The organism is Limnoglobus roseus, assembly GCF_008254045.1.
GTDB lineage: Bacteria > Planctomycetota > Planctomycetia > Gemmatales > Gemmataceae > Limnoglobus > Limnoglobus roseus.
Window position 1 is genome coordinate 5,376,333 of the sequence record NZ_CP042425.1, and the last position, 24,674, is coordinate 5,401,006.

Below are 24,674 nucleotides of genomic sequence, written 5' to 3' on the forward strand. Positions count from 1 at the left end.
CCGCACACGCGGCCAGTTTCGACCGCCACTGGTTCGCCCACTTGGCGGGAACTCACCCCACGTACACGCCGGTGAGTTCGTCGGCGAACGGGGCGAACGTCGCCTGGGCCGACGGGGTGACGCCCGGCCGGAGGTCCTTGCCGAGGTACGTCTTCACGACCGCCCCGGATGCGCTCGGGACGCCGACGACCACGTCGATCAGGGCGTCGCCGTCCACGTCCTTCGCCGTCACCCGAGCCCCCGCACGGATGGACGGGTCGGCGGCGAAGAAGTTGGCTACCACGCTTATGGTCGGCTGAGGGGCCGTCAACGCGGCCCCGTCGAAGATCTGCACCCGCGGGCTGCCGCTCGGGCCGCCGCCGACGATGATGTCGGCCCGGCCGTCGCCGTTCACGTCGCCGGCGGCCACGAACACGCCGTCCCGTAGTGTCGGTTCGAACGCGAAGAAGTCGGGCGCCAGTCGCGTCGGGGTGCCGCCCGGGCGGAGCGACGCCCCGTCCCACACGGCCACCCGCGGGCCGCCGCCGGTCCCCGCCGCCACGATCAGGTCGTTGATCCCGTCGCCGTTCACGTCGCCGAATGCGACACGGGCTCCGCCGCGGAACGCCGCGTCTGCGATCCCGTAGAAATTGGCCATCACGTCGCCCGTCCGGCCGTCGTACAGGACGACCCGCGGGCCGCCAGTGGTGTCCGCACTGACGGCCACGTCGGCCGCCCCGTCGCCGTTCACGTCGGCGGCCGCCACGAACGCCCCGCCCTTGAACGAGGATTCGAACGGGGTGACCGTCCGCATCGTCTCCCCGGTGGCGCCGCTCACGAACGAGACGACCGCCGCCCGGCCCGGCCCGCCCACGGTCGCCACGTCGGCCGAGCCGTCGCCGTCCAAGTCGCCGACGGCCGCCCGGGTGCCGCCCGGTTGGCCGTCGCCGGCGACGCTGAACGCCACTTTGCCGTCCGGGGTGTAGACCGTCACACCGTCGTCGCGGCCCGGGCCGGACCCGACGGCCACCAAGGCGAACTGGTTCTGGTTGACGCGCGATGGGACGGCGATCGTGACCCGGAAGGTTTCCGTTTGGACGGTCGACCCGTCGTTGACGGTTACGGTGACGCCGGTGGTGCCGGACGCCAGCGGGGCCGGCGTGAACGTCAGCGTGCCGGTGGCCGAATCGATCGACGGTTGCACCGCGAACAGGGCGGGGTTGTCAGCCGTCACGGTGATCGTGAGTGGCAGACCCGACTCGTCGGTCGTGCCCGTCAGCCAGTTCGCGACCGTCTGCGGGCCGCCCGCGAACGGGACCGAGACGTCCGGCCCGGCCGTGACACGTAAGGCGTCGTTGACGGCCGCCACGCTCAGGGCCACGGTGACCGGGGCCGACGGGCCGTTCGAATTGATCGCCCGGTAGGTGAAGGCGTCCGGGCCGTTGTAGTCGGCGGCCGGCGTGTAGGTGAACCCGCCGTTCGGCGACAAGGCGAGCGTGCCGTGCAGCGGCCCGGCGACGAGTTCGACGCGGCCGACCGTGCCGGTCACGTCGTTGGCGAGCACGCCCGGCGCGGCGACCACCAGCGGCCGGCCTTCCGTCGCCGGGTAGGAGTCGGCCCCGCCGGTCGGCACGTCGTCGCTGACGATCGTGCCGGTGGCCATCGCGGCCGCCCCGAGCGTCGCGTTCGTGGGGTTGCCGAGCGTCAGGGTGAACGTCCCGTCCGCCTCGGCGGCCGCCGAGGCGGCGATGGAGACGGGGACAACTTTGGACGTTTCGCCCGGGGCGAACGTCAGGGTGCCGGCCGCAGCCGTGTACCGCGACCCCGCCCGGGCGGTGCCGTCGGTCGTCGCGTACCCGACCGTGACGGTCTGACCGCTGGGGGCCGACAGCGTCACGGTGAACGCGGCGGTCGTCCCTTCGACGGCCGTTACCGCCCCGACGGTCGCGGTCGGTCGCGGGTCGTTGTCGAGGATCGTGCCGGCCGCCGTCGCGGCGCCCAAGGTGGCGTTCGTCGGGCCGCTGAGCGTCAGGGCGAGCGTCTCGTTGGCCTCGTTCAGGGCGTCCGCACGGACGGTGACGGAAACAGTCTTCGACGTCTCGCCGGGGGCGAACGTGAGCGTGCCGCTGGTCGCCGTGTAGTCCGACCCGGCCGCGGCGGTGCCGTCGGCCGTGGCGTAGTTCACGGTCACGGTCTGGCCGCTGGCGGCGGACAGGGTCACGGTGAAGGTCATCACCGCCGTGCCGACGTCCCCCTCGGTCGCCGTGGCGGCGGCGACGCTGACGCTCGGCGGCGGGTCGTCGTTCTGAATCGTGCCGGTGGCCGAGGCCGCCCCGACCGTCGCGTTCGTCGGGCTGCCGAGGTTCACCCTGAAGGATTCGGCGCCCTCGTTCAGGGCGTCACCCCGAACGGTCACCGTCAGCGTCTTGCTGACCTCGCCCGGGGCGAAGGTGAGGGTGCCGCTCGCCGCGGTGTAGTCGCTGCCGGCGAGGGCCGTGCCGTCGGCCGTCGCGTAGTCCACGGTCACCATTTGGCCGCTCGGGGCCGACAGTCTCACGGTGAAGGTTATCGCGACCGAGCCGCCGTTGCCCTCCGCCGCGCTCGCGTTCGCGATGGTGACGACGGGGGCGGCGTCGTCATCGGTGATGGTTCCGGTGCCCGTCGCCGTGCCGAGCGTGACGTTCGTCGGGTTGCTCAGCGTCAGGGCCAGGGTTTCAGCGGCCTCGTCCTCGAAGTCGCCGTAGACCGACACCGTGACGGTCTTCGTCGTCTCGCCGGGCAGGAACGTCAGCGTCCCCCGGGCCGCCTCGTAGTCCGAGTCGGCGAGGGCGGTGCCGTCGACCGTCGCGTAATCGACGGTCACGGTCTCTTCACTGACCGCCGAGAGCGTCACGGTGAAGGTCAAAACGGCCGGCCCGTCGGTGGACTCGGCGACGGTGCCGTTGCCGACGCTCACGGTCGGGGCGTTGTCGTCGTCGGCGACGGTCGCGGTGGCCGTGGCGGCGCCGAGCGTGGCGTTCGTCGGGGCGAACAGGGAGAGCGAGAACGCCTCCGTCGGCTCGCGGGTCGGGTCCGCGACGAGCGGGACGGTGACGGTCAGGGTCTGCATGCCGGCCGCCGCCGGGTTGAACGTCAGGACGCCGCTCGTCGCCACGTAGTCGGGCGTGCCGAGAAGACTGGTGGCGACCGCGGTCCCGTCGGCCGTCGCGTAGGCCACGGTCACCGGCGAGTCGGTCGCCCCGGTCAGGGTGACCGTGAACGTCACGCTACCGGCCCCTTCGGTCGTTACGACGTTCGCCACGGACAGGTTCGGCAGCGGGTCGTCGTCGATCACGTTGACCACCGCCTGGCCGTTCGCCACGGTGGCGCCGGTGGCGTTCGACAGGTTTACGAAAAACCGCTCGGTCCCTTCCCGCACCGCGTCGTTTACGAGGGGGATGGTGATCGTCCGCGTATCGGCCCCGGCGGACGGGCCGAACGACAGCGTCCCGCTGGTGGCCGCGTAGTCCGGCCGGCCGACGCCCGGCCCGGTCGCGACCGCCGTCCCGTCGGCGGTGGTGTAGCTCAGCGTCGTGGCCACGTTCGACGCCCCGAACCGCGTGACGGTCAGCGTCACGGTGCCGGTCGCTTCGTTCACGGTCGCCCCGGCGATCGACAGCGTCGGCACCGGGTCGTCGTCGGTGATCGTGCCGGTGCCGGTGGCCGTGCCCAGGGTCGCACCGGTCGGGCTGGACAATGCCAGGGAGAACGCTTCGGTCAGTTCGTACTGTCCGTCGCCGGGCACCGCGACGGCGAACGTGGCGGCCGTCTGGCCGGCCGGGATGGCGACCAACTGGTTCGCGACGGGCAGGTAGTCCACGCCGGCCGTGGCCGTGCCGTCGGCCGTGCTGACCCGCACGGTCACGGCGGTCTCGCTCGGGTGCGACAGGCTGATCGTGAACAGAGCGACGCCGCCTTCGACGGCCGTCGCGTTGCCGACCGACACGGTCGGCACGGTCTCGTTATCGGTGACGGCCACCGGGACGGACGCGGCCGTCACGGCGAGGTAGCTCGGGTCGGTGCTCAGTACCGTGAACGCCACGGCGTCGGCGGCCGGGCCCGCGTACACGTTGTTGTCGACGGCGGTCACCGTGACCGCCTGCGGGACGTTCCAGTTCGCCGGCGTGAACGTCAGCACGGCCGGCCCGGCGGTGATGCGGGAGCCGGTCGAGAGCGTGATCGTCACCGCGGTCAGGGGCTGCGACGTCAGCGACACGGCCAGCGTGTCGGCCGCCCCGCCTTCGGTGACGGCGGTCGTGCCGCCGCTCTGGACGACGAGAACGCCCGGGGTGTCGTCGTTGACGATCGTGCCGGTCGCGGCCACGCCCGTCGGCTGGTACCCGATGCCGGGGAGAACCGTGAGGCTGACGGTCTCGTTCAGTTCGACGACGCCGTCCGCCGTCGGGGTGACCGTGACGACCGCCGTGGCGGAGCCGGGGGCGAAGGTGACCGTCCCCAACCCCGCGGTGAAGGAATCGGCCCCGGAGACGGCGTAGTCCACCCCGAACGCCGCGAGGCCGCCGGCCGTGAACACCACGGTGAGCGGGCCGGCCGTGACCCCGGTCCGGGTGAGCGTGAAGGCCATCCCGGTGGCGGCGTCCTCGGCCACCGCGGCCGGGCTGACGGCGACGGCCACGCCCGTGTCGTCGTTGACGATCGTGCCCGTCCCGGTGGCGGTCCCGAGCGTGGCGTTCGACGGGCCGCTCAGCGTCAGGGTGAACGACTCGTCGGACTCAATCAGCGTGTCGCCGATGAGGAAGACGGTCACCGTCCTCGACGTCTCGCCGGGCAAGAACGTCAGCGTTCCGCTGGTCGGGACGTAGTCGACCACCGCGAGTGCGGTGCCGTCGGCCGTCGCGTAGTTGACGGTCACCGTCTTCGCGCTCGCTTCGGACAGGGTGACGGTGAAGGTCATGACCGGGGGAAGGCCGGCATTCTCGGCCGCGGCCGTATTGCCGACGCTCACGGCCGGCGGCGGGTCGTCGTCGGTGAGGGTGGCGGTGCCGACCGCCGTGGCCACGGCCGCGTTCGTCGCGCCGGTCAGGTGCACCGAGAACGTCTCGTCCGGCTCGTCGGTCGTGTCGCCGACGATCGCCACGGTGATCGTCTTCGACGTCTCGCCCGGGGCGAAGGTGACCGTCCCGCCCGCGGCGGCGTAGTCCGAGCCGGCCGTGGCCGTGCCGTCGGCGGTCGCGTAGTTGACGGTGACCGTCCGGGTGCTAGCCGCCGACAGGGTCACGGTGAAGCTCGCCGCCGTCCCGCCGTTGCCTTCGGCCGCCGTCACGTCGCCGACGGACACCGTCGGCACGTCGTCGGGCAGGTCGGCGCCGAGGACGGCCACGTCCATTTCCCCGATCCCGACGCCGAGGGCGCTTAGGGCAGGGTCCACCACGCCCGTCAACACGGTGCCCAGCACCGGGGAGAGGGCGCCCCCGACGATCGGCTGCACGATCGGGAGGATGGTGCCGTTGACCAGGGGATTGAGCAACGCCCCGAGGCTCCCGGACAGGGCGACTTGCAGATAAGCCGTGAGCGAGCTGAGGAAGTTCGCAACGACCCCGCTGCCCGCTCCGACGGTGGCCGACCCCGGGAACGGGGCGAAGAAGGTGTTCAGCGCCGGTGCCGCCGCGACCCCGAGGGCCGTCGAGCGGACGGTCACCCCGGCCGACACGTTCGCCAGTACCGTGCCGATGATCGGCACGGCCACCCGGAGGTTGAGGCTGCCGACCGTGCCGAATCCGATGTCGGCGGCTGGGTTGATGGCATGGGACCGGTTGAAGAGCAAGGCGTCGGACACGTCGCCCAGGTAGACGTTGGCGACCCCCGGTGTCGATCGGATCGTGACGGCACTGCTGATCGAGTCGATCGCCTGAATCGTCCCGGCCCCGCGGGCGATGTCCGCGTACAGTTGGATTTGGCCGAGGGTCAAAGACGCGGTCACGTTCCCCAAGCCCGAGAGCGCCGCGACAAGGCCGGACGTGTTCGGATTGAGGTCGACTAGGTCCACGTCCAACTTGAGTCGGACGCCGGCCGAAGAGAACTGTGTCCCGGCCGGGCCGACCGCGAACACCGGCGGCTCGACCACGACGGCTTGGAGCGACACCGAGTTCAGGACCCCCCCGAGCCCGAGGACGCCGCCGGACAGTGAGACCGGGGCCGTGGTCGCGACCACGTTCTGGAAGTTGAACAGTTGCACCCCGCCGGTGAGCAAGTCCAGGGCGTTCACGCTCGCCTGGTTGTAGCCGCCCGCCGGCAGGTCGATGTTGAACATGTCACCGAGGCGGACGGTGCCGGTCAACGACCCGAGGTTCGTGGCGAGGGTGCCGAGCGACGACGCGACGGCCACGTTCCCGTCGGCTTGGGCCGCGGTGGCCGCGGCCGTCAGCAGTTGGCTCAGGTTAACGTTGGCGGTCAGGGCTTGTTCCGGCGTCGCGAGCGAGAGTTGAGCCCGGAGGTTGTCTAGTACGCTGCCGAGGTTCACCTCGCCGCCCACGAGACCGCTATAGTCGACGGCTGACAAGGAAACGCCCGACCCGGTCCCGGTGAGGTTGGTGAGCAGGCCGTTCAAGAGGGCACTGTCGCCGGTGTTCACGCTCGCCAGCCGCGTGCCGGCCGCGACCTCGGCCACCGCCTCCGTGCCGGCCGCGGTCGGGGAGAGCAGCCCGGTCGGGCTGAACGCCGGCGTGAGCCGCTCCTCGAGCCCGCCCATGAACTCGGCGAACGGTGATGCCGGTCGCCGGCCCTTGGCGATGCGGCGGTTGGATCCAAGTTTGCGGGATGAACGGCTCATCAAATATTCTCCGTCGTCGGCGGTGAGACAAGGGGTGGGTCGTATCCCGTCCGCGGCGCTAGACGCGCGGCCGGTCACGATTCAACCCAGTACCTTAGAGTGCCCATTTCGCCGGGATGTCAGGGGGACCCCCAATTCGAGCCGGCCGCGGAGCACCGGGAGTGGCCAGAGAAATAGGTTCCCATCCAATTCGGCAATCGGAAGTTCGTGCGAGGGACAAATGTGGTAGTGGCCTCGCTTGCGTGAGCCTTTCGCCACCACGCGCCGAAGATTCGGACTTTGCCTGACATGGGCACGACCCCTCGGGAACTAGACTCGGGTTTCTATTTCCCGCCGGGAGTGACTCGAAGCGTGCTCGTCAAGAATTCGTCGGGGCCCAACCGGCCCGGGGCCGTACTCGCCAAGGTTGCCATCTGCCTGCCGGTCCTCATCGGCGTGGTCGCCCTGAACCTCGACGGCGGGCGGACGATGGACGAGCGCCGCCGGGCCCAGGCGGCGGCCGACGCGGCCGCCCTCGCCGCCGGCGCCGACCTGTACGCGCACTTCTCCGCGAACAAGGGCCTCGACCCGGCCGGCACGGCGCGGGCCGCGGCCGAACAGGTGGCGGCCGCGAACGGGTACCCGGCGCCCACCGTCACCGTGACCATCCCGCCGGCGTCCGGCCCGTACGCCGGCCAGGCCGGGCACGCCGAGGTGTCCATCGCCACCACCCTCGACGCGACTTTCGGCCGGGTCTTCACCGCCGAGGCGGCCGCCGTGTCGGCCCGGGCCGTCGGCCGCGGCGAGCCGCTCAAGTTCGGGATCATCGCCCTGAACCGGACCAAGGCCGGCGCGTTCACCAGCACGGCGGCGGCGTTCGCCCTCGTCGCCCGGCCCCTCGTCGTGAACTCGAACCACCCCCGGGCGCTGGTCAACTCGAGCCTCGTCTGGCTGTCCCTCGCCCCGATCAAGGTGACCGGCGGGATCGACAACTCCGGCCTCCTCGCCGTGACGACCAAGGCCCGGACGGGCGTCCCCCCGACGTACGACCCGCTCGCCTTCCTGCCCGTCCCGGACACGGCCGGCATGCCCGTGCGGAGCGCCACCCCGCTGACCCTGAACGGCCTCATCTACACCCTCCAGCCGGGCGTGTACAAGGGCGGCATCCGGATCACCGGCCTGTCCGTCGTGGTCATGCAGCCCGGCGTGTACGTTATGGAGGGGGGCGGTTTCCGCGTGGACGGTCTGGCGACGGTCGCGGGACTGGGGACGATGGTGTACAACACGACGAGCCCGACGTACCCGGCGGGTCCGATCTCCGTGAGCGGGGTGGGCAAGGTCGTCATGACGGCCCCGTTGTCCGGGACGTACCAGGGGCTGAACTTCTTCCAGCACCGCGGGCTGGCCCAGCCGATCTCGCTGACCGGCCTCGGCCTGACGACGATCACCGGGGTCATTTACGCGGCATCGGCGGCGGTGACGCTGACGGGGAGCGTGGCCATCGGCCTGGACATCCTCGGCGGGGCGTACGTCGTGGACACGCTGACGGTCGGCGGGATCGGCGGGGTAACGATCGACCTGGGGACGCAGAACGCGCCCAAGGTGCCGGACGTGCGGCTCGTCGAGTGACGACCGCCGTCTGGGTCGTCAGGCGACGGTGGACGCTAGCAGTCCGGCCCGGCCAGCCCCTTCGACTTGGGTAGCCCGCAACAAGTTGCGTTCGTGGCCGTTCGCACAAGTCCTCGGCCACCTCGGTCGACCGGTGGCGTGCTCGGGTCGCCAACCGGCAAGAGCGGTTCGGAGTGAAACTCGTTCGGATCGAACCTGCGGGCAAGATCTGGACTCGCTCCGAACGTGTCCGGCCGCGAAGTCACCCCGTCCGGCGTGAACTCCTTATCGATTCCCATCAAGAACATCGCGGACCTTGGCCGCGAGGGCGGCCGGGGAGAACGGCTTCTGAAGGAAGTTCACCTTGTGCGTCTCGATCCCGTGCCGGATGACCGCGTCACTCGTGTAGCCGCTCAGGTACAGCACTTTCAGGCCCGGCCGCAGGCCGCGCAGGCGATCCGCGACCTCCCGCCCCCCGGCCCCCGGCATGACCACGTCCGTCACCAGCACGTCGATCGTGCCCGGGTGCCCGGCCGCCACACGGACGGCCCCCTCGCCGTCCGCGGCCTCCAGGACCGAGTAACCAGCCGCCTGGAGGATGTGCCGGGTCAAGGCCCGCACGGCGGCCTCATCCTCCACGACCAGAATGGTTCCGGTCCCCCGTGCCATGCCCCGGACGCCGGACCGGCCGGCCGATTGCCCCCCCGGTTGTTCCGCCAGGGGGAGGAAAATCCGGAAGACCGTGCCCCGCCCCGGGGCGGAGTCCACCTCGACGCGGCCGCCGCTCTGGGCGACCACCCCGTGCACGACTGCCAACCCCAGGCCGGTCCCGTGCCCGACCGCCTTCGTGGTGAAGAACGGCTCGAAGATCCGGGCCTTGACCGCGTCCGTCATGCCCACGCCGGTGTCCGCCACCGATAGGACCACGGCGGGGCCGGAGCGCGGGCCGGCCCCGCCGTGGTCCGCCGGGGCCGTGCGGGTGGTGATCGTCAGCCCGCCGCCCCGCGGCATTGCGTCCCGGGCGTTGACGGCGAGGTTGAGGATCACCTGCTCGAGTTGCCCCTGGTCCGCCAGCACCCACCCCGGGTGCGGTTGTAGGTCGACCCCCAGGCGGACGTCTTCGCCGATCACCCGCCGCAGCATCTTCTCCGTCTCCCGGACGACCTCGTTCAGGTCGAGCAGTTTCGGCGTGAGGACCTGTTTCCGGGAGAACGCCAACAGTTGCCGCGTTAACCCCGCCGAGCGGACGCCGGCCTTGTGGATCTCGACGAGCAGGTCCCGCGTCGGGCTGTCCGGGGGGAGGTCCTCCAGGATGAGTTCGGTATAGCCGGTGATGACGGTGAGCAGGTTGTTGAAGTCGTGGGCCACCCCGCCGGCGAGTTGGCCGACGGCCTCCATCTTCTGCGCCTGCCGCAACTGGTCCTCCAGGTGCCGCACGCCCGTGATGTCCTGAACGACCTTGGACGCCCCGGCGACCCGCCCGTCGCGGTCCCGGATCGGGGAGACGCTGACCATCACGTCGACCGGCCGGCCGTTCCGCCCCAGCCACACCGTCGGGAAGGGCGGGACGGATTCGCCCCGGCCGACCCGCCGCAGCGCGCTTTCCATGTCGTCGGCCTTGTCCGGCGGGGCGAGGAGCAACTGGTGCTGCCCGACGACCTCGGCGGCCGCGTACCCGAGCATCTTGGCCGCCCCGTCGTTCCAACTCGTGATCACCCCGCTCAGGGTCGTGCTCAAGATCGCGTCGCGGGACCCTTGGACGATGGCCGCCAGGCGGGCGAGTGACTCGTCCGCGGTCTTGCGCGCCGTCACGTCCGTCTGGACCCCGACGAAATGCGTCAGTCGGCCGGCGTCGTCCCGGACGGGGGAGATGAGCACTTGGTTCCAGAACGTCGTGCCGTCCTTCCGGTAGTTTAGCACCTCGACGTCGCACGACCTTCCTTCCCGGACGGCGTCCCGGAGGGCGGCCACCGCGAGGGGGTCCGTGCCCGGCCCCTGGAGGAAGCGGCAATTCCGGCCGATCGCTTCCTCCCCGACAAAGCCGGTGACGCGCTCGAACGCCGGACTGGCGTAGACGATCGGGTTATTGGGTTGGAGGGCGTCGGTAATGATGACGCCGGCGTCGACCGCCTGGATCGCCCGGTCCCGCAACCGCAGCGCGTCCTCGGTCTGCTTGCGGTCGGTGACGTCGTGGACGATCGTGCCGACGCCGAGCACCTCGCCGCCGAGGGCGACCGGGTAGTGACTGGCCAGCCAGTGCCGGACCTGTCCGGGCCTGGCCCGCGTCTCGCCGAAGACGTCCTGGCTCGACGAGGAGAGGTCGCCGCTCAAGATTCGCCGGTAGATCGGCTCGACGTGCGGCCACAGGTCAGGGACGACGGCGGAAACCGTCTGGCCGGCCATCTCGGCGGCAGGGATGCCGGCGGCGGCCGCCAGGGCGGTGTTCGCCCGGACGTACCGGAACCATCGGTCGATGAACCCGAGCCCGACGGGGGCGTTTTCGAACAAGGTGTCCAACAACGCGAGCGACTCGGACGCCCGTCGCTCGGCCTGCCGGACGCGCAACAGGGCCTTCACCTGGCCGAGCAGTTCTCGCGGCTTGGCCGGCTTGGTCAGGTACGCATCCCCTCCCCCCTCCAACCCGTCCGCCCTGTCGTCGCTGCGGGTGAAGACGCCGGAGAGTAAAATGACGGGGACCAGAGCCGTCGCGGGATCGGCCTTGATCCGCCGACACACTTCCAGACCGCTCACGTCGGGGAGGCGGACGTCGAGGAGGACCAAATCGGCCCCCGCGACGAGCCGCAAGGCTTCCGCCCCGGTGCCGGCTTCCAGGGTTCGATAGCCGGCCAACTCCAGCAAGACGGCCGACGATTGACGGTTGTCCTCGCTATCGTCGACGCACAGGATCGTGAACGGCTGCGGTTGTGCCATGTGGCGGTTTCCTGCACGGTCTCGTTAAGATTCGCCAGGGCCAGAATCGATCGAAGCAGTGAGAACAACGTTCTCACAGTTAATGCAACTTACATTCCACACTTCTACCCCGGTGGCACTCGCCCGGAGTCGGGAAAATCGGAGAAAGCCGGGCCGTCCAAGAATTCTCGCCACGGAATCGCAATCAGGTCACTGAAGGGTCACGAATCGCGGGTCTCGCGGCGTCGCCCGCCGAGGCGGACCCTGAGGGGGAAGGTCTGGACGGCCGCCGAGTGTAACACCACGAACGACACGGCTTGCGGATCGGGTTGAGTCCGCCGGATCGTTGGGTTGAGACGGGGTGGGCGATCGAGGAACTCGCCATGCTCGGGACGATACCGGGCAGGGAAATAGCTGCACGGATCGGCCGTACGCGGAGCGCCGTGCGGGCGAAGCGGACGGAGAAGAAGGTACCCCCGTGAGTCGGGATTGAGGACGCACCGCACTTCGGTCGACCGCAAAGCGTGAGCTGGCATGGGGAATGAACCCTCGGCGTGTTCTACCTGAGGTGCCTCAAGCAACGGGCACACACTTTGCCACTCTTCGAGGAAGCCCTTTCCCCTTACCCGGAGATGACCATGGACCCTCGAAAAAAACCAAGACACCCGCAAGCGGGACGAAGAGAGCCGGCAGGACTGGGCTGGACTGAACCCGCCGACCGCGAGCACGACTGGGCCGCCAAACGCCGGCCCGGCCGAGAAAGCCGCGGACGCGAGCGACGAGTGAGCCGCGAGGAGGACGCCGGGCCTATGGTGGGGCCGAGCAGCATCGCTGGCGATGAGTGTCGTAGGTCAAGGGGAGTGGGCCGGCCTAAGGCGCTCGTTTCTCGCCCGGTCAGCCCAGGCGAGGAGGTCGAGGATCACGTTAGGGTTGACTGACTTGACGAAGTGGAACGAAATGTTCGCCCACACCGACCGGGTCCGGTGGGCGTCGTCGGCATGGCCGGTGACGGCAGCGATCACGGGCGTTGCCGGTGACGGCGAGTTGCTCGGCCACGCCCCACCCGTTCATCCCGGGCATCAGGAGGTCGAGGAGGACGACGTTGGGCGGGGCCTCGGCCGCCGATCGGAGGGCGTCCCGGCCGCCGTACGCAGTCCGGACGCAGTACCCGTGGAGACTGAGGAAGGTAGCCATGGAGTCAGCAGCGTCGGCGTGGTCGTCGACGACGAGGACGAACCGCGGCGAGTGTTTGTTGTCCACGACAGACCTCCGGGGCGATCGCTCAGTCGGTCAGAGTTCTTGCCGGGGGTCACAGCCTTCGAGGACGCGGTCCACCCGCACGGCCTCCTCCCACGAGTGGCCGACGCCGTGGACGTACCGGGTGTGCCCGGACGAACTGAACACCCCGATTTCGTACACCTCGACCCCGTCCCGGACGGTGATCTCGGCGAACGCCGTACGGCCCCACCGTTCTCGGGCGTAGGCGAGTGCTTCTTCGACGGACATGCTTCCGCTCCCACGGGCGACGGATCGGCGGGCGAGTCTCCCGTATTTCCTAGCCCGTCCCATGCCGCCGCCTGTCGGGAAGTTACTGACGCCGGCCGCGATGAGGGCCGCTGTTCGAACGGCCGCAGTTCCGGGAAACGCCGGCGCGGTCGCCTCCCAATCAGAATGGGGAGACTCCCGACACCGCCGCCTCTGTCCTGGCTATACCGCTTGCGTCCCCTCGGCCGGTCCTGGCCGGGGGCGCTGGGGGCGGGTCCGAGGGCATGGACCCGCTCCCTCCACTTCGTGCAACCCGCCCCGAAGAAGTAACCTCATCCGGTGCCGGCATCCCGATGTGGTCTGTTTTTTCGTGTCGGGTCCGCCGGCCGAGGTCAAACTATGACAGTCGGCAAAGGGCGGATCGCCAGCGGAGTGCGGTTGCGACCGTGGCAAGAAGCCGACGTGCCGGAGTTGGTCCGGCTCGCGGGCAGCCGGCGACTGGCCGATCAACTGCGGGACACCTTCCCACACCCGTACACGACGGAGGCCGGGCGGGGGTGGGTGGCGTTGGCCAATGCGCAGTCGCCCGTCACACACTTGGCGGTCGTGTGCGACGTGGTCCTGGTCGGCAGCGCTGGGTACGTCCCCGGCCGGGACGTCGAGCGGGTGAGCGCCGAGGTCGGGTACTGGGTGGGCGAGCCGCACTGGGGCAGAGGGCTGGCGACCGCCGCCCTGGTCGCGCTGGTCAATCACGTCTGCGATCGCGGTGGGTTCACCCGGCTGTTCGCCCTCCCGTTCGCAAGGAACGCGGCGTCCCGGAGGGTGCTGGAGAAGGCCGGGTTCACCCTCGACGCGGTGCTCCGGCAGAGCGCGATCAAGGGCGGCCGGGTCACGGACCAGGCGTTGTACTCGCTCGTACTGTCGGAGCGAGAGAGGTCCGCCGAACAAGGCGATACGCCGCAACCGGCACCCTGACCCTCTTCCCGCTCAGGCCACAGGTACGGTACCGAAGGCTGGCTTCTGAGGAGTTGCTCATGCTGGACCTTGACCACCCACGGACCCCACACGTGTTCGCCGCGTCAAGGCAGGAGGACCTGATCCTCAACTACTGCAACCGCATCACCTTGTCGGCGGCCGGGGCCCGGCGGTTCATGGCCGAGGTGGTGCGGCCTACGTTCGCGGCCCTCCGCTGGCTGGCCACAAATCGGTTCGCCGACGAGCCGCACATCCCGGACGGGATTGCAGAGTTGGAGCGACAGATGGAACAACTCGCCGAGTTGCCCTCCGCGACCCTGACCACCATCACGGGGCGGCGTCGCATTGCCCCGCCTGCGGCGGTAAGCCGACTACTCCGAACAAGTACGACCCGACGCCGTATTGTTTGACGTGCCTCGGCGTCATCGTACCCGGCTGGCAGTGGGTGTGTTCATGCGAGGAGGGCTTCGGGACGGACGCGATTTAGCGGCCCGTGCGTTGCCCCCTAGCTCGGCCAGCCCTGTACGGGTTTGACGTTTGTTCCGCATTCCGATCGAGTGGGCCGAGAGGATGTAGGCACACGACTTGCTGGCTTCCTGCCGAGATTTGCATTCGCCTACCCTCGCTCGGCCCACTCATGACCGCCATACACCGAATCGACCCGGAGATCTGGGTGGAGACGCCCAAGGGCGGCGGCCTCGCCTACTTTCTGATCGACTACGGCCCGTCGATCAACACGATCTGGGTCGTCCGCCTGGACGCGACCGGCGACGTCATCCACGTCGAGTCGTCGGAAGTTCGCATCCTCGGCAACCCGATGTGGCACATCCCCCACCCGCTCCCATTCGACCCGCTGGAGCCCCCGTCGGCGAACGGTGCGGCGACTCTGAATCGGATCAAGGTCCACGAGGAGTGAGTGGTCGCCGGTGATGCCGGCCAGTCCACAAGCCCTCAACCCGTTCGTCCCGGCAGATTGGACGCGGGGAGCGGGCTGCGGCAGTTCACGGGCACGTTACCCGCTTGGCACTCGCCGCGTACCACGACTGTGGCGCTAGGTCGAACCCCGTCGCCGGGGCCGCGGTGAGGCGGTGGGGTAAAGAGGATCGGATCGTCCGGGTGAAGGGAACGATTGTCCGACAATCGTCACCGCATTGTCCTTGCTCTACCCCGGCCGGCGTGTCATGTCGAGGGGATTGCCCGATCACCTTCCTCCTCCAGCCCGAGCCATGACTGAGCACAAAGTCGCCCGCGCCCACGCCACGAAGTTGACGGCCCGGGCGAACCCCGCGAGCCTGCACCTCGTCGACGCGATCGCGGCCCGGCCGTCCACCGTGGGCGAGCTGGCGACTCGCCTCCGCATGCCGTTCCAGACGGTCTCGCACCACCTCGGCTTTCTGAGGGCGGCCGGGCAGCACGGGATGCGTGTCCGCCCCGAGCCGATCTGGCCATTGGTCGAGGAGCAACCCGACGGCGTGCTCACGTTCGCGTTGTCCGACCGGCCGGCCGGGGGCGCCGCGGCGGGCGGCGGTGCGGTCGTGGAAGTAGCGGAGGTGGGTGGAACAGGGGCACCAGCCGATGAAGGAGGAGTTGGGGTTGGATCACTTCGATGGCCGGAGCTGGCAGGGCTTCCATCACCACGCGGCGATGGTGCAGCGGGCGTACGGGTTCTCGCTGCTCGAACAGGCGCGACCGCAACCCGAGCCGACCGGCTCGGGAAAGGGGGGTATACCGCCGCGGACCGTGCCCGGCATCCGCCGTGCCCTCCAACGGTTGCTCGTGCCGTTGGCGAAATTCGATTGCTCCTACTATCGCGACCAACGCTCACTGCTTCTAACGGAGTAGTGTTAACCAGCGGGGCTGTTAACTGGAGACGTCGAGAGTTTTTCTCCGTTCGTCTCGGGGTGCGAGACGAACCCAAGCGTTTCGCCTCGCACCCTCGATTGCGTTTTGCGAACCGGAGACTCTGGCCGAGACTTGATAAATGCGCGAAAGGCTTGGAAACAAGCCGGGAAATGCGAACGGCCGAGAGTTCATACTCTCGGCCGTTTCCGTTAACCCGCCGGTCCAAAGTTCCGCGACCGGCCTGACGAACTCCTCCGGTAGGATTCGAACCTACGACCCGCCGGTTAACGGCCGGCGGCTCGGTCGACCGTCACACGCCCTCCGCCGACCGCTCCCGTTACGCCGGTCTCCGCCCGACGCGACCACGGCCGTTCCGGCTTAATTGTCACCCCGTTTGCGTCACCTCTCTCTGACCGGGGGCGTTACCCCTCGGCGACGGCCCGCTCGCCCCCGCCCCGGCCTTCCGCCGGGGCGGCTCCATTTTCCGACGTGAGGTGACCCATGCGACCGCGTGACGTTTCGAAGGCCCTGTCCGCCCTGATCCCGACCCGACGGCCCGTGTACCTGTGGGGGCCGCCCGGCGGCGGCAAGTCGAGCGTCGTCAAACAAGCCGCCGACGCCCTGAAGGTGAAGCTCGTCGACGTGCGGGCCACCCTCCTCGACCCGGTCGACCTCCGCGGCCTGCCCAAGGTCACGGAGGACCGGGCCGAGTGGTGCCCGCCGGCGTTCCTCCCCCGCACCGGCGACGGCGTCCTGTTCCTCGACGAGCTCGCCCAGGCCCCGCCCCTGGTCCAGGCCGCGTGCCTGCAACTCGTCCTCGACCGGAAGGTCGGCGAGTACGAGCTCCCGCCCGGGTGGGCCGTCGTCGCCGCGAGCAACCGCCAGGACGACCGGGCGGGCACGCACCGCCTCATCACCCCCCTCCTGAACCGGTTCGTCCACTTGGACCTGGACGTCGACCCGGGGGACTGGCAGGCGTGGGCCGGCGCGAGCGGCGTTGCCCCGGAAGTCCGGGCGTTCCTCCAGTACCGGCCGGCGTTGCTCGCCCCGCTCGACCCGGTGGCGAGCCCGCGGGCGTTCCCGACGCCCCGGAGCTGGCAGTTCGTGTCCGACGTCCTGACGGGGACGCCGGCCGACCTGCTCCACCGGGTCGTCGCCGGGTGCGTCGGCGACGGCCCGGCGGCCGAGTTCGTCGGGTTTCTCCAACTGTACCGCGAGCTCCCCGACCTCGACGCCCTCGGGAAGCAGCCGGAGACCACGGCCGTGCCCCGCGAGCCGGCGGTCCTGTACGCCCTCGTCGGGGCGATCGCCGAGAAGTGCCGGGCCGACGCGGCCCCGGTGCACGGCTTGGTGCAGTACGCCCTCCGGTTGCCCGACGAGTTCGCCCTCCTCGCCCTCCGCGACGTCCTCGCCGTAAAGCCGGCGCTCGCCTCGCTGTCCGTCGTCCAGCAGTGGATCGCCCGGGCCCGGACGAAGGGCCTGTTCCTCGCCGCCTAACTCTTCCCCTTCATTCCCCAACCGAGATTGCCATGATCGAATCCTGCCTCGACACCGGCGGGGCCGTCGCCTTCTGGACGGCCGCCGCGTTCACCGACCGCGACCGCCTCCGCGCCGGTCTGCTCCCCCTCGGCCTCGACGCGTTCGTCCCCGACCCGCGGCCGCCGGCCGGCGTGTTGAAGGACGCCCTGGAAGAAGCCCTCGGCGGGTCGCGGGTGCTCATCCGCCCGCTCGCCGACCGCGACGGGTTCACCGTCGTCAAGGAGGAGCGGGGCAAGCACGCGAACGCGTACGCCACGGCGTTGGTCGCCCGCGTCCGCGATGCCGCCTTGGCCACCGTCGAGTACGACCCGTTCGACGACCGGGCGGCGGCCGTCAACGCCGCCTTCCGCCGGCACGCCGGCCGCATCCCCGCCGCCCAACTGTCCGCGTGCCTGGTCAAGGTCGTGGAGTCCCTCGGCGGCACGCGGCTGCGGCCGACGGGGGCCGTGTACTGGGTGCCCGGGCACAAGCTCGACGCGAGGGCGGCGGTGGCCAGAGCGGTGGAGGGGGCGTCGGACGGGCGGCCGAGTGCCGTGTACCTGATCCGCCACCGCCTCGACGCCGACGCCGTCCGGGCCGTCCGGGACGCCGTCGTCGGCGAGGTCCAGGCCGCCACCGCCCGGATCGCCGAGGAGGTCGCCGCCGGCGACCTCGGCCCGCGGGCGCTGGAGACGCGGCGGCAGCAGGCCCACAACCTCCGGGACAAGGTCCTCCTCTACGAAGACCTGCTGTCCGTCGGCCTGGCCGAGTTGCACCGGGCGGTCGACGCCGCCGACCAGGCCGCCGCCACCGCCACGCTGTTGCTGGCCGCCCAGCCGGCGGCGGCCGTCGGCGTGTAACCCGATCCCCTTGCCACCACCGTCACCACGAAAGGAGACATGATGAAGTTGACCGCCGACCCGTTCGCCGCCCTCGAGGCGGAAGCCGCCAAGCAGGCCGCCGCGGAGGACGCGGCGAAGCGCCTGGCGGTCGCCCGGGCGAATCTGATCCTCGGCCGGGACGCGAAGAGTGCGTTCTTCGCCACCCTGGCCTTGCGCCTGAGGCTCGACGTCGATTGGGCGTGCGGGACGATGGCCACGGACGGCCGCGTCCTCGCGTACGCCCCGGCGTTCGTGACCGGCCTGAGCCCGGCCGAACTCGTCGGCGTGCTCGCCCACGAGGTGCTGCACAACGCCCTCCTCCACCCGTTCCGCCGGGGCCCCCGCGACCCGGCCCGGTGGAACGAGGCGTGCGACCTGGCCGTCAACCCCCTGCTGCTCGCCGCCGGGTTCGTCCTGCCCGCGTCCCGGCTGCTGCCGGGCGAGGGCCGGTACGCCGGGTTCCCGCCGGCGAAATCGGCCGACGAGTACTACGCCCTCCTGGCCGAGCCGCCCGCGAACGGCGGCACGGACGGAGAAGGAGGTGGTAACACCGGAAACGGTCACGGCCCCGACCCCGGCGGGTGCGGGGGCGTGACGGACCCGGCGGCCGGGTCGCCCGCGGCGTGCGAGCAGGTGGCCGCCGCGTGGCAGGTCGCCGTCGTCCAGGCCGAGCACGTCGCGAAGGGCCGGGGCGAGTTGCCGGCCGGGATCGCCCGGACGGTCGAAACGGTTCGCCGCCCGCCGGTCGACTGGAAGGAGGAATTGCGGGCGTTCGTGTCGGCCGCGGCCCGGAACGACTACGCGTGGTCTCGGCCGAACCGGCGGTTCTTGTGGCAGGGGTTGTACCTGCCCGGCCTGGCGTCCGAGGAACTCGGCGACGTGGTGATCGCCGTCGACACGTCGGGCTCGGTCGGGCCGGCCGAGTTGGCCGTGTTCGCCGGGGCCGTCGAGGACATCCTCTCGGCGTTCGCCTGTTCGGCCACCGTGCTGTACCACGACACCGAGGTCCAGGGCGTGCGGGCGTGGCGGTCGGGCGACGGGCCGCTGGTTCTCGACCCGGTCGGCGGCGGCGGCACGTCCCACGCGTGCGTGTTCGACTGGCTCGACCGGCAGGGCGTCTCGCCAGCGTGCGTCGTCTGTCTGACCGACCTGGAGACCCGCTTCCCCGACCGGCCGCCGGCCGTCCCCGTCCTGTGGGCCGTGGTCGGCGGCGCCGACACGCCCCCGCCGTTCGGCACGACCGTCCGCGTGACCGCGTGACGGCCCGAACGGCGACCCCCCCGTGCGATCCGGCCCGGCGGCCGGGTCGCGTTCCCTGCCCCCTGTCCTTCGGAGACGACCCCATGGCCGCCGACCCGGTCCCGCTCGACGAGTTCCTCGTCACCATCACCGTCCCCCGCGACCTCCCCGCCGCCGACGCGGCGCGGGCCCGCCGGACCCTCGACCACCCGGCCTTTCCGGCCGCCCTCCGCCGCCTGGCGGCCGCCCTCGTCCGCCGGTTCCCGACCCTCGCCGCCGTCACCGTGACGGTGGCCCGCTAACCCTAGGAGGTCAAGAATGTTGACCGCCCCCTGCTCGTTCCGGCGGTCGATCCGCGACCCGGGTCGCACGGGCGTCGCCGGCCCCACGGCCCGCCGCTCACGGTCGACTCTTCCCGCGCCCGACGGGCACCCCCGCGGCCCCCAGCGACCCGCTCGCCGGGGCCGGGCGGGCGCGGTTGTTCGAGGCCGCGGGGGCGGCCGCCCGCCTGGTGACGATCTTGAGATCGAAGTAGCAGGGCCGAGGGCCCTCGCGTCCGTCTTGTCCCGTTCGACGTCCCTGAACCCCGGTCCGTGAAAGGAGCCGCCGTGCCCCACCCCCTGATCCCGCACGTCCGCGACCGCCTCGTGCGGCTGACCGACGCCCTCGTCCAGTTGAAGGCCCGCGTCCGCGAGGCCGTGGCGACCGAGATGGGCCGGATCGTCGCCGAGTGCGTCAACGACGTCCTCGCGGCCGCCGTCCGCGGTCGCCCGACCCCCGTCCCGCCGTCGAACCGCGCTCACCGGCCGAGACCGGCCGGCCGGTGGGCCGCCCCCGACGATCCGGTCGATCCGGACGCCGGGGACGGCGACTGTGGTGTCACGCCCGTCGATCGGCCGGCCGCGGCGGGCCCCCCCGCGGCCCGGCCGTGGCCGGCGGCCGTTTCCGCCGGCGTGCTGGCCGCCAAGTGGCTGTGGCAACGGCGGCTCCCGTGGTGGCCGTGCCTGGGCGGCGGTCTGGCCGCCGGCCTGGCCGCCCTGACCGGCCACCCGGCCGTCGTCGCCGCCCTCGGGGCGGTGGCCGCCGCCGTCGACCTCGCCCCCGCCCCGCTCGACTGATCCCGCGACCGCCGTTCGGAGAAAAGCCCAGCCCCGGGACGTCCGTCCGCGGGTCCGGCGAACTTCGCCCGGCGGCGGTTGCCGTCGAATTCCCCTGTTCTCAACCCCTTGCCGATCGGAGATGGACCATGAGCGTGACCGCCGCGTGCCCCAACGGCCGCCCCCGCAAGCAACTGTCCGACCAACTCGACCGCCTCGACGGGATCATCGACGTCCTCGCCGACGCCCTCCCCGAGGCCGTCCGGGACGCCGTCCGGGACGGCATGGCGGACGCCCTCCGCCAGCTCGTCGCCGAGACCCTGGCCGACCCGACCACCCTCGCCCTCGTCCGCCACGCCGTCGCCCCGCCGCCGCCGGGCCCGCCGGCCCCCGCCCCCGGTCCGTCCCGGCGGGCGGCCTTCCTCGCCCGGTGCCGGGCCGGCCTCGCCGCCGTCCGGGCGGGGGGCGTCGCGGCCGGCCGGGCGGCGGCGGCCGCCGTCCGCGTACGGGTCGCCCGGTGCCGGGCGGGCGTGGCCGCGGCCCGGGCCCGGGCCGCGGCCGTCGCCGGCGTCGTCCACGTCGCCTGGCACCTGAAGCGGGCGGCCGCCGTCGGCCTCGCCGCAGGCGGGGCGGTCGCCGCCGTGTCCCTCGTCTCCCACCCCGTCGCCACCGCCCTGAGCGGGCTCGGCGGGGCGGTCGCCGCGTTCGGCGTCCACACCGCCCTCGTGGGCCGCCGGGCCGCCCGCCGGTGGGGCGGGTGACCCCGGTCCGGCCGGCGGCCGATCGCCCCGAATCGACGCGGCCCGCCGAGTCCGACGGTCGACGCGCGGCCCCGCCGGGGCCGCCGCGTCGACTTCGTTTAGCCCTCGGGCGGTCGCCGACGGACGGCCGCCCGACGTCACGCCGCCCCGAGCGCCCGGCCGGTTGCCGGGGGAGCCACGACCGGCCGTCGGGCCTGCGATACCCGCCCGGCGCGGTGGCCGCGTCTCGGAACCCGATCCGCCGACAATCCCCGCCCGCCGGGCGGTCCGCACCCCCGGGGGCGGTCCCGTCGGCGAGCTGAACCCGGCTCGCGACTCGGCCGACCGAACGGATGAACGCCGGGGCGGACGGCTCGAAACCGCGCTCGCCGCCGGGGCGAGGGCTTCCGCGCGGCGATGACGAGGGTGGCATGAGGTGTGCCGGGTTGCCGCGCGGCGACCGCGACCGGAGCGGGAGGGCCGGGCGTGACCACGCTTTTTCGCATCCGAAGTTGCTCCCCCTCCCAAATTCGATCGAGCGGGCCGGGGTCGGGTGGGATCGCAACGCTCGCGGACTGCCCCCGCCCGGGATCCGCCTGACCGCGCCGACGGACTTGGACCGACGGAACAACTTGTGAAAGGCGGTATTCCCGTGACGGCCGCCCGCTACCACTGGGATGGCCGAGGGGGGCCGGCGCCCACGGCCGGGGCGGCGGACTCGACACAAAGTCGTTCTCGTCGTCCCCCGCCGAACTCCGGGCGTGAGCCGGGTGGTCCAGGAACCCGGCGAACGCCGCGTCGATGGGGCGCCAGGCGAGCCGATCCCGGCCCGCCCTCGACAGACCGCGATGTCGGTCCGGCCCCCGGTTGTCGCCCTTTTGGCCCGCCTGGGGTTGGGCGTGCCCCCTGACACCGTTGATGCCGCCCGCGGGAACTGGATTGGGGTCGGTCCCGTGTCCCGAGTGAGTCCTTCCGGCGTCGGCCGCGGCCTTCGGTCCGGCCGCTGGTGCCCGTGCGGTGCGGCACCCCCGGCGGCCGCGGGCGGGGTGGCGTTCCTTCGCCAGGGTTGGGCTCACGAAGGGCGGTCGCAGGGCGGCGGGTTTCCGGCCGCCGACCGCCCTTCGTTAGGCGCCGTCGGCCCCGGCGTCCACGCGACCGAACAACGCCGCCAGGGATAGGTCCAGGGCGGCGGCCAGCCGCTCGACGTTGACCAGGGACAAGTTTCGCGTCCCCCGCTCGACGTCGCTCAGGTACGTCCGGTGGATCCGGGCGGCGGCCGCCAGGTCCTCCTGGGTCAGGCCCAACTCCTCCCGCCGCGCCTTGACGGCGAACCCGAACCGCTCGCGAATGTCCGCCCGGCCGCGCTTTTTTGCCATCCCCGGAGCATCGCGTCGTGTAGACTATCCGTGTATCGACGATGAGTGACATTCCGGCCCGCGGCGGCCGGTCGATCGGCGGGCGGCCACGCGGGCCGGCGAGCCCGGCCGCTGGGGAGGGCCTCGGATGACCGACGGGTCGTGGTACTACGCCAAGGGCGGGCAGCGGGTCGGCCCGTTCACCTTCGCCCAACTCCAACAGCTGGCCGGGGCCGGGGCCATCGCCCCGGCCGACCCGGTCGCCCGGGACGGCGACGCGGCGGCGGCGGGCGCCGACGTGCCCGGCCTGATCCAACCCGGGCCGGGCGGTCCGGCTCGGACGCGGCTCGTGGCGTGCCCGCGGTGCCAGGCCCCGGTCTCGGACGCCGCCGACGTGTGCCCGCACTGCGGCCACACCCAGGACCCCCTACTGGCCCGGGCACCGGGCGGGGAGTCGGCCCCGTGCCCGCGCTGCCACACCCAGAGTCTGGTGCGAAGGGAATACGCCTTCTGCTTCGGCAACTGCCGCGGGTGCGGCCGGCCCCTCGCCGACCTCCACCCCGGGCGGGTTCTGGCGTTCCGTATCGACCAGGCGTACGCGGACTTCGAGCGGTGGCGGGAGGGCCCCCGCCTGTGGTGGGTGGGGACGACCGCGGCCGCCCTCGGGGCCGTGGCCGGCGCCTCCCTGGTTTCCCCGGACCGCCCGGGCGCGTTCCCGCTGCTCGGCGCGACGGGCGGCGTCTTTGTCGCCCTAGCCCTCCTCTCGCCCGTCTACTACGTCGCGTTCGTCCGCGGCCGTCGCGGCCTCCCCCTCCCGCACGACGGCCACCGCGTGACCGCGGGCGAGTGGCGGGCCGCCGGGCGGCGGGCGTTCGACCGGCGGCGGGCCGAGCACGCCGCCGGGGCGCCTGAGGCGGCCGCCCGCGAGGTGCGATTTAAGGTTGAACTCGGGCTGCTGATCGCCGCCGTGATCGCTCTCACCGTCTTGTTGAACTGGACCCACGCGGAGGGCGTGAGCCACCGCCGCGCCGCGGCCGCCCAGGCCGGCACGGCCATGGCCGCCGGGATCGTCGCGACGAAGGACGAGGGCCTGTTCTCGCACGAGGTGGTCCTGCGGAACGACGCGCCGGCCGCGTACGAGGCGTGCGACCTGACCCTCGTCGTGTCGTTCGCGAACGGCCGGCAGCAGTCCGTCCCCCTGCCGTGGGGGGCGTGGGGGGCCGGGGAGCGGAAGGCCGTGAAGGTGTCGGCGGCCGGGCGGATCGAGCGGCTGGACCTGACCGGCACGATGGTCGACGCGGCGTCCCGGGCCGTCGGTCGGTTGGACGCCAAGTTCGCCTGGCCGTCCGGCGGGCGGTGAGACCGGGCGGGCCTACCGGGGGCCGTCCCCGCCGGCCGGCGGGGTTACCTCCCGCTCGGCCCGGGCCCGCGTCAGGGCCTTCTTCACGGCGTCGAGTTGCATCTTGTCGTCCGGGTGGAGGCGGTTCCACCGTGCGCGGACCCGGGTCGGGCTCCGGTGCGTGTCCGCCCCCGCGGCCTCGTACATCCGCAAGAGTTGGTGGTCCCGCTCGGCCCGCGGCCGCGGCCGGCCCGCCGGCGGGCACGCCCAGTGGGCCAGCCCCCCCTCCAGGGCGACCCACGCCTGGACGTACCCGAACGGCGGGAGCGTGTCGACGAACGCCCCGTCCCCGTGGTCCCGGAACAGGGCTGCCCGGTCCGCCCCGAGTTCGGTCAGGGCGACGGCGACGTTCGGCGGCAGCCCGTTCGCACCTTTGGTCGTATCGCCCTCATCGACCTGGACTTGTGCCACCGCGTCCCCCAGGGCGAACCACGCGGCGGTCGCCGTGCCGCCCGGGTGTCGGCCCTGGACCCATTGCCGGACGTCCACGGCGAGGTGCTCGAGGGTCACCGTTAAGTCTTCCGCTTCCGCCTCCGGGCACCGCCGCCGGCGGATGAGGTCGCCGACCAGTCCCTCGAGTTGTAGATTCCACGACGCCCCCATCACGCCCCCCAGCCCCGGCCAGTCGTTAATCGCGGCCAACAGCCGGTTGAACGCGCTCTGGGCGTGGGCGAACCCGGCCGTCGTCCTACACCTCTCGGCGTACCCCAGCGTGATGACGGCCTGCCGGAAGCGCAAGCCCAGGCGGTAGTGCCGCAACGCGTCGTCGGTCATTTCGTCCCCCAAAATTCCCCGGTATTCCCCGTCCTTTTACCCGTTCCGGTGTCCCCCGCCCCGC

General features: G+C 71.9%; 18 protein-coding genes and 1 pseudogene. 13 read left to right on the forward strand and 6 right to left on the reverse strand.

Going from position 1 to position 24,674, the window contains the following annotated elements; all coding sequences use genetic code 11:
• Window positions 1–52: 52 nt before the first annotated feature.
• A complete protein-coding gene (locus PX52LOC_RS22640) occupies window positions 53–6,808 on the reverse strand; it encodes a Calx-beta domain-containing protein (protein ID WP_149112227.1) in 6,756 nt (2,251 codons plus the stop codon).
• A gap of 351 nt (window positions 6,809–7,159) precedes the next feature.
• Here PX52LOC_RS22640 and PX52LOC_RS22645 point away from each other — a divergent pair, with 351 nt between their 5' ends.
• Entirely contained in the window at window positions 7,160–8,416 is a 1,257-nt protein-coding gene (locus tag PX52LOC_RS22645) for a pilus assembly protein TadG-related protein (RefSeq protein ID WP_246173442.1), read from the forward strand.
• A gap of 264 nt (window positions 8,417–8,680) precedes the next feature.
• Here the strand turns inward: PX52LOC_RS22645 and PX52LOC_RS22650 are convergent, their stop codons facing one another.
• The 3 genes from PX52LOC_RS22650 to PX52LOC_RS22660 form a co-directional block, all read right to left on the reverse strand.
• Window positions 8,681–11,326: a PAS domain S-box protein gene (locus PX52LOC_RS22650; RefSeq protein ID WP_149112229.1), complete on the reverse strand. Its 2,646-nt coding sequence runs from the start codon at window positions 11,324–11,326 to the stop codon at window positions 8,681–8,683.
• 903 nt (window positions 11,327–12,229) lie between these two features.
• Window positions 12,230–12,565 (reverse strand): response regulator, encoded by a 336-nt coding sequence (locus PX52LOC_RS22655; RefSeq protein ID WP_218575136.1) that lies wholly within the window; start codon window positions 12,563–12,565, stop codon window positions 12,230–12,232.
• A gap of 30 nt (window positions 12,566–12,595) precedes the next feature.
• Window positions 12,596–12,811, reverse strand: a complete 216-nt coding sequence (locus PX52LOC_RS22660) for a PepSY domain-containing protein (RefSeq protein ID WP_149112230.1) — start codon at window positions 12,809–12,811, stop codon at window positions 12,596–12,598.
• A 378-nt stretch (window positions 12,812–13,189) separates the two neighbouring features.
• On the opposite strand from PX52LOC_RS22660, the gene PX52LOC_RS22665 reads away from it, so the two are divergent.
• From PX52LOC_RS22665 to PX52LOC_RS22705, 11 genes and pseudogenes are all read left to right on the forward strand, one after another.
• Entirely contained in the window at window positions 13,190–13,765 is a 576-nt protein-coding gene (locus tag PX52LOC_RS22665) for a GNAT family N-acetyltransferase (RefSeq protein ID WP_149112231.1), read from the forward strand.
• Between the two features lie 59 nt (window positions 13,766–13,824).
• Complete coding sequence (locus PX52LOC_RS22670; protein WP_149112232.1) at window positions 13,825–14,175, forward strand: hypothetical protein; 351 nt, start codon at window positions 13,825–13,827, stop codon at window positions 14,173–14,175.
• Between the two features lie 263 nt (window positions 14,176–14,438).
• Window positions 14,439–14,681, forward strand: a complete 243-nt coding sequence (locus PX52LOC_RS22675; protein WP_168219146.1) for a hypothetical protein — start codon at window positions 14,439–14,441, stop codon at window positions 14,679–14,681.
• 310 nt (window positions 14,682–14,991) lie between these two features.
• Window positions 14,992–15,162: pseudogene (locus PX52LOC_RS44025) on the forward strand (ArsR/SmtB family transcription factor); the annotation flags it as partial.
• 157 nt (window positions 15,163–15,319) lie between these two features.
• A complete protein-coding gene (locus PX52LOC_RS42770; RefSeq protein ID WP_168218710.1) occupies window positions 15,320–15,607 on the forward strand; it encodes a hypothetical protein in 288 nt (95 codons plus the stop codon).
• Between the two features lie 501 nt (window positions 15,608–16,108).
• Window positions 16,109–17,104 carry an AAA family ATPase gene (locus tag PX52LOC_RS22685; protein WP_149112234.1) on the forward strand — a complete coding sequence of 332 codons (996 nt, stop codon included), beginning with the start codon at window positions 16,109–16,111 and terminating at the stop codon, window positions 17,102–17,104.
• A gap of 32 nt (window positions 17,105–17,136) precedes the next feature.
• Window positions 17,137–17,985 (forward strand): DUF6744 family protein, encoded by an 849-nt coding sequence (locus PX52LOC_RS22690; RefSeq protein WP_149112235.1) that lies wholly within the window; start codon window positions 17,137–17,139, stop codon window positions 17,983–17,985.
• Window positions 17,986–18,024: 39 nt separating this feature from the next.
• Entirely contained in the window at window positions 18,025–19,266 is a 1,242-nt protein-coding gene (locus PX52LOC_RS22695; RefSeq protein ID WP_149112236.1) for a vWA domain-containing protein, read from the forward strand.
• Window positions 19,267–19,349: 83 nt separating this feature from the next.
• Window positions 19,350–19,547, forward strand: a complete 198-nt coding sequence (locus PX52LOC_RS22700) for a hypothetical protein (RefSeq protein WP_149112237.1) — start codon at window positions 19,350–19,352, stop codon at window positions 19,545–19,547.
• Between the two features lie 306 nt (window positions 19,548–19,853).
• Window positions 19,854–20,363, forward strand: coding sequence for a hypothetical protein (locus PX52LOC_RS40830; RefSeq protein WP_168219147.1), 510 nt, complete (start codon window positions 19,854–19,856; stop codon window positions 20,361–20,363).
• Window positions 20,364–20,491: 128 nt separating this feature from the next.
• Complete coding sequence (locus PX52LOC_RS22705) at window positions 20,492–21,103, forward strand: hypothetical protein (protein ID WP_149112238.1); 612 nt, start codon at window positions 20,492–20,494, stop codon at window positions 21,101–21,103.
• Window positions 21,104–22,206: 1,103 nt separating this feature from the next.
• On the opposite strand, the gene PX52LOC_RS22710 is transcribed toward PX52LOC_RS22705, so the two are convergent.
• The gene (locus tag PX52LOC_RS22710) at window positions 22,207–22,458 is read right to left on the reverse strand and encodes a helix-turn-helix domain-containing protein (RefSeq protein WP_149112239.1); all 252 of its coding nucleotides are present in this window, start codon (window positions 22,456–22,458) and stop codon (window positions 22,207–22,209) included.
• A 127-nt stretch (window positions 22,459–22,585) separates the two neighbouring features.
• Here PX52LOC_RS22710 and PX52LOC_RS22715 point away from each other — a divergent pair, with 127 nt between their 5' ends.
• Window positions 22,586–23,797, forward strand: coding sequence for a GYF domain-containing protein (locus PX52LOC_RS22715; protein WP_149112240.1), 1,212 nt, complete (start codon window positions 22,586–22,588; stop codon window positions 23,795–23,797).
• 12 nt (window positions 23,798–23,809) lie between these two features.
• Here PX52LOC_RS22715 and PX52LOC_RS22720 read toward each other — a convergent pair whose 3' ends face one another.
• A complete protein-coding gene (locus PX52LOC_RS22720; protein WP_149112241.1) occupies window positions 23,810–24,610 on the reverse strand; it encodes a hypothetical protein in 801 nt (266 codons plus the stop codon).
• Between the last annotated feature and the right edge of the window lie 64 nt (window positions 24,611–24,674).

Excerpts from the sequence above, each read along its gene's own strand:
- PX52LOC_RS22720 (WP_149112241.1), bottom strand. The coding sequence starts at position 24,610 with ATGACCGACGACGCGTTGCGGCACTACCGCCTGGGCTTGCGCTTCCGG.
- PX52LOC_RS22695 (WP_149112236.1), top strand. The coding sequence starts at position 18,025 with ATGATGAAGTTGACCGCCGACCCGTTCGCCGCCCTCGAGGCGGAAGCC.
- PX52LOC_RS22690 (WP_149112235.1), top strand. The coding sequence starts at position 17,137 with ATGATCGAATCCTGCCTCGACACCGGCGGGGCCGTCGCCTTCTGGACG.
- PX52LOC_RS22700 (WP_149112237.1), top strand. The coding sequence starts at position 19,350 with ATGGCCGCCGACCCGGTCCCGCTCGACGAGTTCCTCGTCACCATCACC.
- PX52LOC_RS22715 (WP_149112240.1), top strand. The coding sequence starts at position 22,586 with ATGACCGACGGGTCGTGGTACTACGCCAAGGGCGGGCAGCGGGTCGGC.
- PX52LOC_RS22665 (WP_149112231.1), top strand. The coding sequence starts at position 13,190 with ATGACAGTCGGCAAAGGGCGGATCGCCAGCGGAGTGCGGTTGCGACCG.
- PX52LOC_RS22705 (WP_149112238.1), top strand. The coding sequence starts at position 20,492 with ATGAGCGTGACCGCCGCGTGCCCCAACGGCCGCCCCCGCAAGCAACTG.
- PX52LOC_RS22670 (WP_149112232.1), top strand. The coding sequence starts at position 13,825 with ATGCTGGACCTTGACCACCCACGGACCCCACACGTGTTCGCCGCGTCA.
- PX52LOC_RS22660 (WP_149112230.1), bottom strand. The coding sequence starts at position 12,811 with ATGTCCGTCGAAGAAGCACTCGCCTACGCCCGAGAACGGTGGGGCCGT.
- PX52LOC_RS22685 (WP_149112234.1), top strand. The coding sequence starts at position 16,109 with ATGCGACCGCGTGACGTTTCGAAGGCCCTGTCCGCCCTGATCCCGACC.
- PX52LOC_RS22710 (WP_149112239.1), bottom strand. The coding sequence starts at position 22,458 with ATGGCAAAAAAGCGCGGCCGGGCGGACATTCGCGAGCGGTTCGGGTTC.
- PX52LOC_RS22640 (WP_149112227.1), bottom strand. The coding sequence starts at position 6,808 with ATGAGCCGTTCATCCCGCAAACTTGGATCCAACCGCCGCATCGCCAAG.
- PX52LOC_RS22650 (WP_149112229.1), bottom strand. The coding sequence starts at position 11,326 with ATGGCACAACCGCAGCCGTTCACGATCCTGTGCGTCGACGATAGCGAG.